The following is a 15,673-nucleotide window of genomic DNA, read 5'->3' as shown; positions in this document are numbered from 1 at the left end:
AACCGAACATCAAACCGGAGACATTTCGATGAGCAAAACCGTATTGAACGCCGTGGGAACGCCGCTTTACTACAGCGGCAGTTCGACTGCTTGGTTCTCCGCCACCGGCTCTGGCCCCACGCTCCATGGCACTGCCGGCAACGATTCCATGTGGGGCGACAGCTCCGTGAACGTCACCATGATCGGCGGCAGGGGCGACGACATCTACTACCTGTATTCGTCGATCAACCGGGCATCGGAAGCGGCCGGCGAGGGCGTCGACACGATAAGCACGTGGATGAGCTACACCCTGCCGGCGAACTTCGAGAACCTCACGGTTACCGGAAGCGGCCGTTTCGCATTCGGCAACGATACGGACAACATCATTAAGGGCGCGTCGGGAACGCAGACGATCGACGGGCGCGGCGGCAACGACGTCCTGATCGGCGCGGGCGGTGCCGACACCTTCGTGTTTGCGCGAGGCAATGGAAGCGACCTCATCACCGATTTCAACTATGACGACATCGTACGCCTCGACGGCTACGGCTTCACGTCGTTCGAGCAGATTCTGTCCAATGTGGCGCAGGAGGGCGCGGATCTCCGGCTCCATCTCGCCGATGGCGAGAGTCTGGTATTCGCGAACACCACCGCCGACGAATTGCAGGCGCACCAGTTCAGGCTGAGCCTCGACCGCTCCGTCCTGTCTCAGACTTTCTCGGACGAGTTCAATACGCTTCAGCTCCGAAACGGTACAAGCGGGGTCTGGGACGCCAAATTCTGGTGGGCGCCGGAAAAGGGAGCGACGCTTTCCAGTAACGGCGAGCAGCAATGGTACATCAATCCGAGCTATGAGCCGACCGCTTCCGTCAACCCCTTCTCCGTCAACAACGGCGTGCTGACGATCACGGCCGCGCCGGCGTCGGAGTCGATCCAGGCCGAGATCAACGGCTATGATTACACGTCCGGAATGCTGACGACCTACTCGTCCTTTGCCCAAACCTACGGCTATTTCGAAATGCGCGCGGACATGCCGGACGACCAGGGCGTCTGGCCGGCTTTCTGGCTGCTGCCCGCCGACGGTTCCTGGCCGCCGGAACTCGATGTCGTGGAAATGCGCGGACAGGACCCGAATACCGTCATCGCCACGGTGCATTCCAACGAAACGGGATCGAGGACGAGCATCGAGAATGCGGTGAAGGTCGCAGATGCGAGCGGCTTTCACACATACGGGGTGCTTTGGACGGAAGAAGAGATCGTCTGGTATTTCGACGATGCGGCGATCGCGCGCGCCGATACGCCTTCCGACATGCACGACCCGATGTACATGCTCGTCAACCTGGCGGTCGGCGGCATCGCCGGCACGCCCCGCGACGGTCTCGCCGACGGGTCCGAAATGAAGATCGACTACATCAAAGCCTATTCGCTCGACGCGGACTGGCAGATCTGAACCAGGAAGTTCGAAGGCCGGCAAACCTGCGGGGCCGCGCGCGGCTGGCTGCCGGCCTTCGACCCGGCTATCTATTTCTGTATGCAGGTATCCGCAGTTTCCTTGGTGCACTCGTCGAGGCCGGTGAAGACCGGATCTTCGACCGGTTTGCCGGCAATCAGGTCCAGCATGACCTGCGGGGCCTTGTAGCCCATTTCGAATGGCCGCTGCCCGACGAGAGCGGTAACCAATCCTTCTCTGGCGATGGCGACCTCCTCGCCGATCGTATCGGCAGCGCCGATGACGAATTCGTTCTTGGCGATCTTGTCGGCCATCGGCCTGAACAGATCGCGATAGGGCTGTGGCGCGCCGAACAGCGGCCACCCGCCCATAATCCCGAAAGCATCGAGGTCGGGATTGGCGGCAAGAATATCGGTCATCGCCTGTACGCCCTTGGCGCCGTCGTCATTGGTGAAGACCGGGCAGCCCGCCACTTCGGTCCAGTTGCCTTCGCCCTTGAGTTCCGCCAGGCCCTTCTGGCCGGTCAGGGCGTCCCGCATGCCCTGGGCGCGGCGAAGAATGTTGTCGGCGCCGGGATTGCCCTCGATGGTGCAGATCTTGCCGCCATCGGGCTTGGCCTTCTTGATGTACTCGCCGATGCGGTAGCCCATCAGATAGTTGTCGGTCCCGAGATAGGTCTGGCGCAGGGCAGAGTCTTCGGCGGCGAGATCGGCGTCCACGGTCATGACCGGAACCGATGGATTGGCAGTCTTCAACGTCTGGGCGATGAGCTTCGCATTGGATGGCGAGATCGCGATTGCGGCGGTTTCAGCCTTGCCCAGCATGTCCTGAACGATCTGCGCCTCGCCGGCCTCATCCGAGGTCGAAGCCGGACCCGTGTAGAAGCACTCGTATTCCGAGTCCGGATTTTCCTTGTTCCACTTCTGGCAACCCTGGTTGATCGCTTCGAAGAAGGGATTGTCCAGCCCCTTCACCACGATGACGAGCTGTTTCTTCTGGGCCATGGCCGTTCCGGCGCTGAGTGCCAGAGCGGCAACGGCAAGCAATAGTGCCTTCCTCATTCCTTCCTCCCTTGAAACAAGCGGACACGCGCGTGCCCGCGCCTTGAAATATCAGAGTTTCGGGTAGGCGGCGGCGTCGCGCAGCCGTCGATCCATCGAGGCATTGAAGAGCGGCCGGTCGCGCGCGGATCGTCAAGCAGCGCCGCGATGAGGTCCGCCTGACCCTGTCCGTGCCTCGGGGACAAGGATCAGCATGCTCTCCTCCCAGAACCAGCTAATATCCGCGCGAACGGCACGTCAACGACTATTTGTATGACAATATTCGTTTCAGCGTATGTGCGGAGCGATTTGTAGGACTATTGATTGACGCTTTCCCGCGCATTTGCGTAAATGGAAGCGGTCGCCTTGCCGGGAGAGCGCGAGAGCGGGGCAAGCGACCGAGGAGGCGGCCCGCTGCTTCGGGAGGCTAGACGGCTGTGGCAGTTCTCGAACTCGTCAATATTTCCAAGCATTTCGGCGCCATTCAGGCTGTCAGCGACGTGTCGCTCTCGCTCGACCGCGGCGAGGTGGTCGGGCTCATGGGCGACAACGGCGCCGGCAAGTCGACACTGGTCAAGATGATGGCCGGCAACTTCCGGCCGAGCCATGGAACGATCCGGCTCGACGGTGCGGAACTCGTGATGCATCGCCCGGTCGAGGCGCGGCAGCACGGCATCGAGATCGTCTATCAGGATCTGGCGCTTTGCGACAACCTCACGGCTGCTGCAAATGTCTTTCTCGGGCGGGAGATCAGGCGCGGCATCGGGCCGCTGCGCATACTCGACTACAGGGCGATGTATCGCCGCGCCGGCGAGATTTTCAAAGAACTGAAGTCGGAGACGCCGCCGCGCAACCTGGTCAGGCAAATGTCGGGCGGTCAGCGGCAGGCGGTTGCAATCGCGCGAACGATGCTTTCAGAGGCCAAGATCGTGCTCATGGACGAACCGACGGCAGCCATTTCGGTACGGCAGGTGGCCGAGGTGCTGAACCTGATCCGCGAGTTGCGCGACCGGGGCATCGCCGTCGTGCTGATCAGCCACCGTATGCCGGACGTCTTTACCGTCGCCGACCGGGTCATCGTCATGCGGCGGGGCAGGAAGGTTGCCGACAAGCCGATCGCCGCGAGTTCGCCGGAGGAGGTGACGGGCCTGATCACCGGCGCCATCGAACAGGTGTGAACCATTCGGAAAGAAAGCGAAGGTCGACAATGGCAATTACGCTCGATCGAGCAGTCGGACAGAGAGACCGCGGATGGCTCTCGTTCCTGTTGGCCAGCCAGGCATTCTGGGTCCTGGTGGCGGTCATCCTCGCCTGCCTCTTCCTGTCGGTTGCCACCGACTCCTTCGCAACGGCCAAAAACCTCTACAACATCACGCGCAACTTCACCTTCGTCGCGATCATCGCGCTCGGAATGACGCTGGTCATCATTACCGGCGGCATCGATCTGTCGGTCGGGTCGGTCCTCTGCCTGTGCAGCATGGTGCTGGCCGTGGTCATGCATGCCGGCTACGGCATAGAGGTGGGTATTGCCGCCTCGATCGGCACGGCTCTGGTCGCCGGCGCATTCAACGGGGTCATGATAGCCTATCTCGGCTTTCCACCTTTCGTGATCACCCTCGGAATGCTCTCGATCGCGCGAAGCCTGGCGATGGTCGCCTCCAACAATACGGTCGTATTCGAGTTCGGCCCGGACCACGACACGCTCCTGGCTCTTGGCGGCGGCGCCTGGTTCTTCGGTATCGCCAATCCGGTGCTCTACATGATCGTCCTTGCCCTCATCACCGGCTTCGTTCTGCGCTGGACGAAGTTCGGCCGCTACGTCTTCGCCATCGGCGGCAACGAGCACGCCGCGACGCTCACCGGCGTTCCGGTGAGAAGGATCAAGGTTGCCGTATACATGATCTCCGCGCTCGCGGCGGGGATTGCCGGCATCATCCAGACCGGCTGGCTCGGCGCCGTGACGACCAATATCGGTGCAGGAATGGAGCTTCAGGTCATCGCCGCTGCCGTCATCGGCGGCGCAAATCTTGCCGGCGGCGCCGGCACGGCTTCCGGTGCCCTGATCGGAGCTGCGCTGATAGAGGTGATCCGCAACAGCCTCGGCTTGCTCGGCATTAACGCATTCTGGCAGGGCGCCTTCATCGGAGGCGCCATCGTGCTCGCGGTGCTTTTCGATCGGCTCCGAAACTTCCGGCAAAGCGAATAGACGAGGGAAGGGCGGGCCGACGCGGCCCGCATTCAAGAACCGGTTCGCCGGCTCAGCCTTTGGCGAGGATGCGCCGCATCTCTTCCATGGCGGCTTCGCGCTGGGGGTCGTGTCCGTCGGCATAGGGCAGGGGGAACGGAACGGTTACGTCCGGCTCGACGCCGCGCCCCTCCAGCCGCACGTCGTCATCGATCACCGCGTCGGAAACCGCAAGCTCCAGAATGCTGTCGTCCGGCAGGATATAGGCGCGGCCGGCGAGAAGCGCCCCCGCCGTGCGCGTCCCGACGAGCGGGATTCCGTTGGCCTTCAGCGCATAGGCGAAGAGTTCGAGGCCGCTTCTCGATCCCTCGTCTATGATGGCGACGATCGGGCGGCGCCAGCGGACATTGGCGAGCATATCCTTGCCGTTGCGGGAGATCAGCCTGAAGTTCGGCGTATCGCCGACGAAGAGCTCCGCAGCGTCGGGCGGACCGCCGCCCCAGCGTCCGCGCAGATCGACGACGACGCCATCGGCGTCCTTGAGACGGCCGGTCGCCAGTTCACGCGCCGCGATGTCGAGACCGTCGGGACTTGAAAGGGTCCAAAGACGCAGGTAACCGATGCGTCGCCCGTCGCTCTCGTTGACGGACACGCTGTTCTCGATCGCCTTTTCGAATGTGGGCAAGGGCCGCAGCCGTTCGACCGCGACACTGGCCGTGAAGGGCTGTGCGCCGGGATTACGGCGCAGGCGGATCTCCACCTTTTGTCCGATCCTGTCGCGGAAGGATTCGATTTCGCGATACGGCGCGCCATCCACCGACAGAACCTCGTCGCCCACCCGGATACCCGCCTTGTCCGCAGGCGAACCGTCATAGACGTCGCTGACGAACAGCAGGCCGTTTTCCATCCGGGCGACCATGCCGACCCCGGCATAGCTGGCCCGGCCATCCGGCGGGAACAGCCGCTTCATGTCGTGGCGGATAGCGTAACGGAATATGTCGGCGAGTTCGTAATAGGCAATCGTATCCCGAGTGAAGCGAGCGGTATGCGACGCGTCGAGGCTCGCGAGGACTCTCTCGACCGCAGCATCGACCCGGGGCTCCGTGCTCTTCGGGTTCAGCGGGTCGCCGCCGTCGAGTTCCTGCCGCACCGCTGCGCCGAAGCCGTCGAGCGCTGCGGGATCGTGAAAGTTGTCGACGACAAGCGTGACGACGCGGTCGAATATCGGATGACCCGAGCGCGGCAGGTCGAGGCCGAAGCCCTGGGCAGGAACGAGGAGAAGCAGGAACCCGGCCAACAGGCCCCCGGGCATCTTCGCGTGCATGGATCGATCTCCGTTGTCCGGGGATCATACCGGCACATCGGCGACTGCAGTGAGGCCTCTCTCAACAACATTCCGTGAGGTCGGCGAGAGCGGCATAGTCTCTCTTTTCATGGAACACTTGCCCCTCGCCAAAGTTGTAGGCCAGGCGCCGATGAAAGGCGGGGAAATGGTCGTTTATCTTACAGGCCTTGTATCGCTGCTGCTCGCCGCTCTCAGCCTCGGCCCCTCCTTTGCCCATGTATTGGAGGCACCGCCCCGGCTGTTCGTCTGGGCGCCGGAACTGTGGCGCGAGGCAACCGTCTTCAACGGCCAGTTCGCGCTTTTTGCAAAGGTCGGCGGGCCGCTCGACGTCACGACGATACTGGCGGCGTGCTTTCTTTCCTACCTGCTCGCCAACGAGCGGCCGGCGTTCTGGTTCGCCCTCGCCGGCGCGATTTTATTTGCTGGAGCGCTGGCGGTGTGGTTCACGCTGGTCGCTCCGGCAAATGCGATCCTGGCCACCTGGAAACCAGGCCCGATCCCGCCGGACTTCGAAGCGATACGCCTCAGATGGGAGACGGGCCACATGGCCGTCGCCGCGTTGAAGGTCCTCGCCTTCGGGTCGATTTCTATCGCCCTGCTGGCACCGCGCCTTGGTAGTGGCACCTAGCGCAGTCCTCAGAGAGCTATCGCCGTTGCGAGCAATACGAGGCTGGCGAGGCCGAGAACGGCCCGTACGACATGGGATCGCTCCCAGCGGTCCCGCAGGGCGGTCCAGTCCGTGCTTTCCGCGGCCGTCGAAGGGCGTTGGGCGCCGAAAGCGAAAAAGCGCGCACCCGTTCCTCCCAACTGCGTATCCTTGAGCCAGAAGTTGTTTACGGGGTGCGTCAGGATCCAGTACGCCGCGTGCATCGCCAGCAGCCCGGCGAATGCCCCGGCCGTCAGCCAGAAGGCCGCCGTTCCGCCGGGCATCAGGAAGAGGAGAGCGGCAGTAAGAAGCAGCGCCGCCGGCTCTGCTGCGCCCCCGATGGTGAAGCCCGGATAGTAGATTGCCTGCATCGCCAGATATTGTTCTCTAGGCAATCGCAATTTGCCGGGCAACTCGAGTGCATGGGCAAGGGCCAGTGCCGTTGCTGTCGCGACCAGGACGATCGTGAGAACTTCTACCGTCACGAGCATTAAGTCGATCCGATTTGCCTGCTGCAGGTTCCTCGACTTGCGTGTTTCCCCAAGACGCGCAGCGCCGTAGGGTTGTGGCCCGAACTCCGGAGCGCCGATTCGGTTCCATCAATCTTCGGGCTCAGCCTCGGCTTCCGGTCTGCCGCAGGTGGCCGAACCGGAAGCGGCCCGGGGCGGCCGCGCGCACCATCATCATCTCGCCGATCGTTTCGTGCGTCATCAGCCCGACGAGGCGGCCGGAGCCGTCCAGAACGGCGAGCGCCGGCGAATGGGATTCCTGCATGAGCCGCAGGCTTTCCTCGAGGCGTTTGCGATGATGGATCGTCGGCAGGTTGCGGCGCATCGCGGCGACCACCGGTGTCGATGGGCCTTTCTCCTTCAGAGCGCGGATCATGTCGTCGCGCGTCAGCAATCCCTCGAAGTGGCCTGCGGCATCGACCACCGGAAATTCGCGCTGCGTGGTGGCAAGCAGCGTGTCGATGGCGTCGTCGATGGTCGCCGACCGGTCAAGGGTCGCGAATTCGGTGATCATCACGTCTGAGATCATCACGCTGCCGGAGATCTCGCGGATCTGGGCGTTCTGGGCTTCCGCCGTTGCGGCCAGATAGACGAAGATGGCGATGAAGATGAGAAGAGGATTGTAGAACAGACCGACGAAGCCGAAGACGAAGGCAAGGCCCTGGCCGATCGTTGCGGCGATCTGGGTCGCACGCGACCAGCTGAGCCGCGAGGCGAGAGCGGCCCGCAATACGCGGCCGCCGTCCATCGGGAAGGCGGGGATCATGTTGAAGAGCACGAGGAAAACATTGACGCCGGCGAGCCGTGCCAGAAATCCGCTCTGGGGGTCTTCGACGCCCGCTATCTGCTCCATGCCCGCCGAGCTGCCGAGGATGGCGATGAGTACCGCGGCAATCGCCACATTGACCAGAGGACCGGCGATGGCGATTACGAATTCCTGGCCGGGCTCTTCCGGCATGCGCTCGAGTCTGGCGACGCCGCCGATCGGCAGCAGCGTTATGTCCGGCGTCTTGATCCCGAAACGGCGTGCCGCGGCGATGTGGCCGAACTCGTGGAGCACGACGCAGACGAAGACGGCGACTATGAAAGCAATCCCCTCCATCGCAGCCGGCGTGCCGCCGATCCGGTAGTGCATCAGCCATATCCAGATCAGAAGCAGCGCGAAGGTCACGTGCACGCGAATTACCGTGCCGGCAATCGTTCCGATGCTGAAGGACCAAGCCATGAGCGATATGCTCCGTCCAGTTCTCAGGCCCGCTGAGGAAGCGCCGTCCCATCATGACAGTTGCTGCCGCGCCACACAATCGCAGGTGCCCTTAGCCGTCTAATCGGTTGGCCGGGGGATCGTTCCGCAGGCGGTGGCGAGACGAGGCCAAGGGCGAAAAATCGAGGGAGGCGTTCGCGTCTGTATCGGATATTTTGATATAAAACAAAACTCTTGAAATAAAAAATCATACAATTTAGCTTCATCCAAAATCGACTTCAATAAACGAGGAAACACCATGCGAGCGAAGGCTACCCTTAATCGGGAATATACAATCTCGTCCGTCGACAAGCGGGTCTACGGCTCGTTCCTGGAGCATATGGGCCGTGCCGTTTATACGGGGATCTATGAGCCCGGCCACGAAAATGCGGATAAGGACGGCTTTCGAACCGATGTTTTGGATATGGTGCGCGATCTCGATATGCCGATCGTCCGCTATCCCGGCGGCAACTTCGTTTCCGCCTATCGCTGGGAGGACGGTATCGGGCCGCGCGAGGAGCGTCCGGTGCGCCTCGATCTCGCCTGGCGCACGCGCGAAACCAACCAGGTCGGCGTCAACGAGTTCGCCGATTGGGCAAAGCTTGCAGGTACCGAGATGATGCTGGCGATGAACCTCGGTTCGCGCGGTCTCGACGACGCACGCAACTTCCTCGAATACTGCAATCATCCCGGCGGCACCTATTGGAGCGATCTGCGCGCCAAGCATGGCTACAAGGAGCCGCACAATGTACGCATCTGGTGCCTCGGTAACGAGATGGACGGACCTTGGCAGGTCGGCCACAAGAGTGCGGCCGAATACGGCCATCTCGCCAACGAGGTGAGCAAGGCCTTCAAATATTTCGACAAGACGCTGGAGACCGTCGTCTGCGGCTCCTCGAACGACAAGATGAAGTCCTACCCGGAATGGGAGGCGACGGTTCTCGAAGCGAGCTACGACAGCGTCGACTACATCTCGCTGCACAAATATTTCGGCAACGAGGAGCAGGACACCCTCAATTATTATGCCAAGGCGATCGAGCTGGACCGGTACATAGTCACGATCGGCGGCGTGATCGACTACATCAAGGCGAAGAAGCGTTCGAAGCGCGACGTCAAGATCTGCTTCGACGAGTGGAACGTCTGGTATCACGACCGCAAGGAGGACGGCGAGCGGATCGCCAGCTGGGACTGGCCGGAAGCGCCGCCGCTGCTGGAAGAGCTCTACAATCTCGAGGATGCGATCTTCGTCGGCTCTCTGCTGAACGTCTTCATCCGGAGATCGGACCGCGTCAAGATCGCCTGCATGGCACAGCTCGTCAATGTCATAGCGCCGATCCTCACCAAGGCCGGCGGCCCCGCCTGGCGGCAGTCGATCTACTATCCACTTCAATATGCCTCGAAATACGGCCGCGGCACCGCGCTCACCGTGGCGCAGTCCGGCCCCACCTACGATTGCGAGGTGGCTCAGGACGTGCCTTATCTCGACCTGTCGGCGGTGCTGCACGAGGACGGCAAGTCGATCGCCGTCTTCGCGATCAACCGCAGCCTCGACGAGCCGCTCGGCCTCACCCTCGATCTGCAGGGCTTCAAGGGGGCGAAGATCGTCGAGCACCAGATGCTCGCAGGCGACGACCTGAAGGCGCGTAACTCGGTCGAGGATCAGAACCGCATCGTTCCCAAGGCTGGCAGGGAACTCGCCATCGACGATGCGGGGACGCTGGTCGGTTCGCTGCCGCCGCGCTCCTACCACTTCGTCCTTTTGTCCGTCGCTTCTGCATAAGCCTTTCCGGCCCGGGCGGCCGGGTGACGCCCGGGCCGGAATTCACTATCGGGGAGGTTCAATGTCCGGAATCAAATTGACCGGCGTCAGCAAGTCGTTCGGCGCCGTGAAGGTGATCCATGATGTCGATATCGAAATAGGGCAGGGCGAGTTCGCTGTCTTCGTCGGGCCCTCGGGCTGCGGGAAGTCGACACTGTTGCGCATGATCGCGGGGCTGGAGGAGACGACCGGCGGCGAAATCAGGATCGATGCCGAGGACGTCACCCATAGGGAGCCATCGAAGCGCGGCGTCGCCATGGTCTTCCAGTCCTATGCGCTTTATCCGCACCTCTCCGTATTCGACAATATGGCGTTCAGCCTTTCCATCGCCCGCCGGCCGAAGGCGGAGATCGAGCAGAAGGTCAAGGCAGCCGCGGAGATCCTACGGCTCTCGGACTATCTGAACAGCAAGCCGAGCCAGCTTTCGGGCGGCCAGCGTCAACGGGTCGCAATCGGGCGCGCAATCGTGCGCGAGCCGCGGGTCTTCCTTTTCGACGAGCCGCTTTCAAACCTCGATGCCGAGCTCAGGGTCAAGATGCGCATGGAGATCGCCAGGCTGCACCGCCAGATCGGGGCGACGATGGTCTACGTCACCCACGATCAGGTCGAGGCGATGACGCTGGCGGACAGGATCGTCGTGCTGAAGGCCGGCGTCGTTCAACAAACGGGTGCGCCCCTCGAGCTTTATCGCAATCCGGACAACATGTTCGTTGCGGGCTTCATCGGCTCGCCTGGGATGAATTTCCTGAAGGCCCGCGTCGTTCCCGGCGGCGGCGACAGGCTCACGATCGAGCTCCACGACGCCCCCGGAGTTCCGTTCGAAATTCCGGCTCGGGCGGGTGTCGCAGCGGGCGAAGAGATTTTCATCGGGGTGAGGCCGGAGCACATCACGCTCGGCGAACGGGAGGGCGGCGTCGGCCTGGTCGTGACGGCCGAGTTCATCGAGGAACTCGGCGGGACCGGTTACCTGCATGCCCTCACGACGACGGGGGAGGAAATGACCATCGAGTGCCGCGGCGATGAGCGGCCGCAACCCAAGCAGGCGGTCCACCTGACCTTGGCACCCCAGGAGATGTTCGCCTTCGAGGGAAGCGGCGATCGGCTCCGTTGAAAGCGGTTCGGATGGGACCCCATCCGGGCGAGGAGCAATGCGGCGCAAGCCGGTGGATTGAACTTCAAAACAGGAGGAGAGAGACGTGAAGAAGCTACTGAAACTTGCCCTTGCGGGTGCGCTGGCGATCCTGCCTTCGGCAGTTGCCCATGCACAGACGGACATTACCTGGTGGGACTTCCTGAGCGGCGGCGACGGCGTCCGCATGAAGGCGCTCATCAAGGAGTTCAACGACACGCACCCGGACATCCGCATCAACGCGACCACGCTCGAATGGGGCGTACCCTTCTACAGCAAGGTCCAGACGGCGGCCGCCGTCGGCCAGCAGCCCGACATCATGACCTATCATCTGTCACGCTTCCCGCTTGCCATACCCTCGGGCGTTCTGCGGCCGCTGGCACCTGAAGAGCTCGAGGCAGCCGGAATCAAGAAGGAAAACTATGTCGAAGCGAGCTGGAACTCGGCTTCTGCCGACGGCAAGACCTATGGCATTCCCTTCGACGTGCATTCGGTTGTCCTCTACTACAACAAGAACATTCTGAAGGAGGCGGGCCTGCTCGGGGACGACGGCCTGCCGAAGGGCCTGGACGGGCTCGACAACTTCAACGCCGCCCTCGAAAAGATCAAGGCGACCGGCAAGGTCCAATATCCGCTTTCGCTCCACACCGACGAAGGCGGCTCGATGTGGCGGGTGTTCTACACGCTCCTTTCCCAGCAGGGCGCCAAGTTCATCGAAGGCGAGGAGATCCTGCCCGGCGAGGCCGGCGTCAAGGCGCTGACATCGATGGCCAACTGGGTTTCGTCCGGCTATTCGCCGGAACTCATATCCTATGAGGCTTCGATCGCTCTTTTCACCTCCGGCAAGGCGGCCATGCACATCAACGGCGTTTGGGAAGTGCCGACGATGGTCGATCTCGAAAAGAACAACGATCTCGGCTTCGAATGGGGCGCTGTCCAGATCCCGGTTCTGATGGGACAGCCCGCAACCTGGGCGGACTCCCATGCCTTTGCCGTTCCGAACAGCGAAGAAAGGCCGATCTCGCCGGAGAAGCTGAAAGCGGTTCTCCAGATCATTGCCTGGATGAACGAACACAGCATCTCCTGGGCCGGTGCCGGCCACATTCCAGCCTATAAACCGGTGACCGAGAGCGCCGAATTCAAAGCGATGCAGCCGAATTCGACCTACGTCAAGCTCGCCGATACCGCGGTCTTCGATCCCGTCTCTCCGCTGGCCGGCGTTGGCGGACCGATCTACGAGGCGACGCAGAATTTCATCGTGCCTGCCTTGAACGGCCAGCTCGATCCGGCGGATGCCATCGAGCAGATGCGCGAAGAACTGAAGAGCCAGATGTAACGCGAAAATCAACGAACCGGCCGGCCACTGCGCCGGCCGGTGGTTCGTACATTCGGCAACGGGGAGGACTATTTCGGTGATGACGAGCGAGAGACGGAGCAAGACGCTGACCGCGGTTCTGATGATCACACCGTTCGTGATCACCTATCTGACGGTCTTCGCGTATCCCGTCTACAAGATGTTCGCCTTGAGCTTTACCAACGCGCCGCTGATCGGCGAAGGCGAGTGGGTCGGCTTCGACAATTATCTGAAGCTGCTCAACCAGAAACTGTTCTTCACATCGGTGTGGAACACGGGCTATTTCGTCGTGCTCACCGTCGTACCCAACACGCTGATCGGTCTCGGTCTGGCGCTCATGGTCGTGCGCCTCAAAGGCTGGCTTCAGAGCCTCATCCTGGTGCTGTTCTTCCTGCCCTATATCCTGCCTGTCTCGGTCGTGACGCAGATCTGGGAGTGGGTGCTCGACCAGCAATTCGGGATTGCGCAACATGTCATCGAATTCGTCACCGGCAGGCGCATCAGTGTCTTTCGCGACCCTCTGTGGGCAATGCCTATGGTGGCCCTCGTCACCGTCTGGTGGACCAACGGCTTCAATCTTCTGCTTTTCATAGCCGGCCTGCGCAACATTCCGGCCGACTATTACGAGGCGGCAATGCTCGACGGCGCGACGCGCTGGCAATGCTTCAAGCGCATCACGTGGCCGCTGATCTGGCCGGTCACCGCGCTCGTCCTGACACTGCAACTCATCCTGCAGCTCAAGATTTTCGATCAGGTCTATCTGATGACGGAAGGCGGTCCCTTCAACTCGACCTACGTCCTGCTTCAGCTCGTCTATCGCGAGGCGTTCCGCCTCAACCACGGCGGGCTCGGCTCGGCTGTGGCGGTCTTCCTGTTCCTGATCATCGTGACCGTATCGGTGCTTCAGTACCAGCTTCTGCGCGTGAGGGGGCGCTGAGCGATGCAACGGAAATCCATCGGCAATATCCTTCTTCTGCTTCTTACCCTGTGCGTCGCGTGCATGTGGGCCTTTCCCCTCTACTGGGCGGCGGTGACGTCGATGAAGCCGGAACAGGAAGTCATCAGCAAGACGACCTTCATCCCCGACGTCTTCAACTTCTCGGCCTATTATTTCGCTCTGTTCGAGACCAATCTCGCAACCTGGTATGTGAACTCGCTCGTCACCTCGATAACGGTCACCGTGGTCGTGATCCTGATCAGCGTCATGTGCGCCTATGCGCTGTCGCAGATCGTCTTTCCGGGCCGGCGGCTCCTCTACGGGATCATTCTCGCGAGCTTCATGGTTCCCTCCCAGGCCCTGGTCGTTTCGCAATTCGTGCTGATGTACCGCTTCGGCCTGATCAACAGCTGGGGCGGCATCATCCTGCCGCAGCTCATCGTCCCGGTGGTCGTGATCGTCTACAAGCAATTCTTCGACTCCGTGCCGAAAGAGCTGCGCGAGGCGGCGAAGCTCGACGGCTGCGGCGATTTCCAGATCCTGTTCCGGCTTTATCTTCCGCTCAACTGGGGGATCACGACGGCGCTGGCGATCATCACTTACATCATGGCCTGGAACGCCTTCCTCTGGCCGTTCCTCGTGACGAATTCGGAGGAGATGATGACGGTGACCGTCGGTATCACGCAGGTCGACGACGCCTTCGGCGTGAAATATGCACGCGACATGGCCGTCGCAATTCTCGCGGCGATGCCGGTCGCGCTCGCCTATCTGCTCTTCCAGAAGAGGGTGACGCAGGCGCTGATGCTGTCATCCGGCATCAAGGGCTGAGCGGGCGATCCGCGGCGGTTTCGACCGGATCGGCATTCGTGAAACGAAACAGTGCGACAATTGGCGGAGGGGCGTGTTATCAGCGCAGATCACGCCTGAGCCGGAGCGGCAGTAGCAGAGTATGGAGACGAAGCTTCTTACAGTGGACCCGATCAAGGATGCGGATGTCGTCCAGGCATTGGGCTCGGCAACGCGCATCGAGATACTCAACCTTCTGCGCCTGAAGGGGCCTCTGAACGTCAACGAGATCGCGACCCATATGGGCCTGCCTCAATCGACGACGGCGACCAACCTCAAGTCTCTGGAGAGGGCCGGCCTCATCCAGACGCATACGATGAAGGCCACCAAGGGCAATCAGAAGATTTGTTCCAGCATCTACGGCGAGATCCTCATCCGTTTCGACGACCGCACCAATCTTGCGGACGACGTCGTGACCGTCAGCATGCCGATCGGCCTTTTCACCGAATTCGAGGTTGAAGCGCCCTGCGGACTCTGCTCGGTCAACAACGTCATAGGCATGCTCGACGTCCAGGAAGTCTTTCTCGATCCGCAGCGCATGCAGGCCGCACTGCTCTGGTTCACGCGCGGCTATGTCGAATACAAGTTTCCGAACAATGCCAAGGTCACGGGACGGACGGTCCGGAAGATCGAGTTCTCCGCCGAACTGAGCTCCGAGACGCCGGCCACCAACGCCAACTGGCCCTCCGATATCTCCATCTGGATCAATGGCATCAAGGCCGGCTACTGGACGTCGCCCGGTGATTATGGCGACCGGCGGGGCATGTATTCGCCGGCCTGGTGGAAACTCAGCGGCTCGCAATACGGCAAGCTCAAGACCTGGTCCATCGACGACCGCGGTACATGGATCGACGGCGCGATGGTGTCGACTCAGACGATAAATTCCCTCGGCATACCGGATCATCATTCGATACGGTTCCGGATAGGCATCGATGAGAAGGCAGAGAACCCCGGAGGGCTGAATATCTTCGGCAAGGGTTTCGGCGATTTCGATCAGGACATCGTCATGACGATCTATTTCTAGGGTCGCGGTGTCGGGCAAAGGGTAGCGCCGGTTCGTGGTCTCGACAAGCCGGGCCCGGAGGCGACCACATGCAATGCGATGCCCAAGTTCTTCTAATGGCTCGCGCAAGTTCTTGTCGTTTGTGAAATGCGCACAGGGCTCATAAGCATGTCCTGTCCGTTTGCCTCGTC

Annotated in this window: 14 protein-coding genes; 10 read left to right on the top strand and 4 right to left on the bottom strand. The window is 61.6% G+C overall.

What is annotated here, in order from left to right; all coding sequences use genetic code 11:
* The first annotated feature begins 28 nt into the window (after nucleotides 1–28).
* Nucleotides 29–1,426 carry an endo-1,3-1,4-beta-glycanase ExsH gene (exsH, locus tag AC6CIG_RS21640; protein WP_102762413.1) on the top strand — a complete coding sequence of 466 codons (1,398 nt, stop codon included), beginning with the start codon at nucleotides 29–31 and terminating at the stop codon, nucleotides 1,424–1,426.
* A 71-nt stretch (nucleotides 1,427–1,497) separates the two neighbouring features.
* Here exsH and AC6CIG_RS21635 read toward each other — a convergent pair whose 3' ends face one another.
* Nucleotides 1,498–2,487 carry a sugar-binding protein gene (locus tag AC6CIG_RS21635; protein ID WP_102762414.1) on the bottom strand — a complete coding sequence of 330 codons (990 nt, stop codon included), beginning with the start codon at nucleotides 2,485–2,487 and terminating at the stop codon, nucleotides 1,498–1,500.
* A 416-nt stretch (nucleotides 2,488–2,903) separates the two neighbouring features.
* Here AC6CIG_RS21635 and AC6CIG_RS21630 point away from each other — a divergent pair, with 416 nt between their 5' ends.
* Nucleotides 2,904–3,644 carry an ATP-binding cassette domain-containing protein gene (locus AC6CIG_RS21630; protein WP_018097000.1) on the top strand — a complete coding sequence of 247 codons (741 nt, stop codon included), beginning with the start codon at nucleotides 2,904–2,906 and terminating at the stop codon, nucleotides 3,642–3,644.
* Between the two features lie 29 nt (nucleotides 3,645–3,673).
* Nucleotides 3,674–4,672 (top strand): ABC transporter permease, encoded by a 999-nt coding sequence (locus AC6CIG_RS21625; protein ID WP_498323754.1) that lies wholly within the window; start codon nucleotides 3,674–3,676, stop codon nucleotides 4,670–4,672.
* A gap of 52 nt (nucleotides 4,673–4,724) precedes the next feature.
* Here the strand turns inward: AC6CIG_RS21625 and AC6CIG_RS21620 are convergent, their stop codons facing one another.
* Nucleotides 4,725–5,975, bottom strand: a complete 1,251-nt coding sequence (locus AC6CIG_RS21620) for a S41 family peptidase (protein WP_102762416.1) — start codon at nucleotides 5,973–5,975, stop codon at nucleotides 4,725–4,727.
* Nucleotides 5,976–6,141: 166 nt separating this feature from the next.
* Here AC6CIG_RS21620 and AC6CIG_RS21615 point away from each other — a divergent pair, with 166 nt between their 5' ends.
* Nucleotides 6,142–6,624: a DUF1772 domain-containing protein gene (locus AC6CIG_RS21615; RefSeq protein ID WP_498323752.1), complete on the top strand. Its 483-nt coding sequence runs from the start codon at nucleotides 6,142–6,144 to the stop codon at nucleotides 6,622–6,624.
* Nucleotides 6,625–6,632: 8 nt separating this feature from the next.
* Here AC6CIG_RS21615 and AC6CIG_RS21610 read toward each other — a convergent pair whose 3' ends face one another.
* Together AC6CIG_RS21610 and AC6CIG_RS21605 are read right to left on the bottom strand one after the other, a co-directional pair.
* A complete protein-coding gene (locus AC6CIG_RS21610; protein ID WP_498323751.1) occupies nucleotides 6,633–7,133 on the bottom strand; it encodes an anthrone oxygenase family protein in 501 nt (166 codons plus the stop codon).
* A gap of 121 nt (nucleotides 7,134–7,254) precedes the next feature.
* Nucleotides 7,255–8,376: a site-2 protease family protein gene (locus AC6CIG_RS21605; RefSeq protein ID WP_102764458.1), complete on the bottom strand. Its 1,122-nt coding sequence runs from the start codon at nucleotides 8,374–8,376 to the stop codon at nucleotides 7,255–7,257.
* Between the two features lie 277 nt (nucleotides 8,377–8,653).
* Here AC6CIG_RS21605 and arfA point away from each other — a divergent pair, with 277 nt between their 5' ends.
* From arfA to AC6CIG_RS21575, 6 genes are all read left to right on the top strand, one after another.
* On the top strand, nucleotides 8,654–10,174 hold the full coding sequence (arfA, locus tag AC6CIG_RS21600; protein ID WP_102764459.1) for an arabinosylfuranosidase ArfA: 1,521 nt from the start codon (nucleotides 8,654–8,656) through the stop codon (nucleotides 10,172–10,174).
* 61 nt (nucleotides 10,175–10,235) lie between these two features.
* Nucleotides 10,236–11,324, top strand: coding sequence for an ABC transporter ATP-binding protein (locus tag AC6CIG_RS21595; RefSeq protein ID WP_498323749.1), 1,089 nt, complete (start codon nucleotides 10,236–10,238; stop codon nucleotides 11,322–11,324).
* 85 nt (nucleotides 11,325–11,409) lie between these two features.
* Complete coding sequence (locus AC6CIG_RS21590) at nucleotides 11,410–12,678, top strand: ABC transporter substrate-binding protein (RefSeq protein ID WP_018096986.1); 1,269 nt, start codon at nucleotides 11,410–11,412, stop codon at nucleotides 12,676–12,678.
* A 79-nt stretch (nucleotides 12,679–12,757) separates the two neighbouring features.
* Complete coding sequence (locus AC6CIG_RS21585) at nucleotides 12,758–13,633, top strand: carbohydrate ABC transporter permease (protein ID WP_018096985.1); 876 nt, start codon at nucleotides 12,758–12,760, stop codon at nucleotides 13,631–13,633.
* Nucleotides 13,634–13,636: 3 nt separating this feature from the next.
* Nucleotides 13,637–14,461, top strand: coding sequence for a carbohydrate ABC transporter permease (locus AC6CIG_RS21580; RefSeq protein WP_004434537.1), 825 nt, complete (start codon nucleotides 13,637–13,639; stop codon nucleotides 14,459–14,461).
* Nucleotides 14,462–14,582: 121 nt separating this feature from the next.
* Nucleotides 14,583–15,503: an ArsR/SmtB family transcription factor gene (locus AC6CIG_RS21575; RefSeq protein ID WP_018096984.1), complete on the top strand. Its 921-nt coding sequence runs from the start codon at nucleotides 14,583–14,585 to the stop codon at nucleotides 15,501–15,503.
* Nucleotides 15,504–15,673 lie beyond the last annotated feature (170 nt).

The organism is Sinorhizobium sp. GQ132 (assembly GCF_059758575.1).
This window is presented reverse-complemented; position numbering and strand designations above follow the sequence as displayed.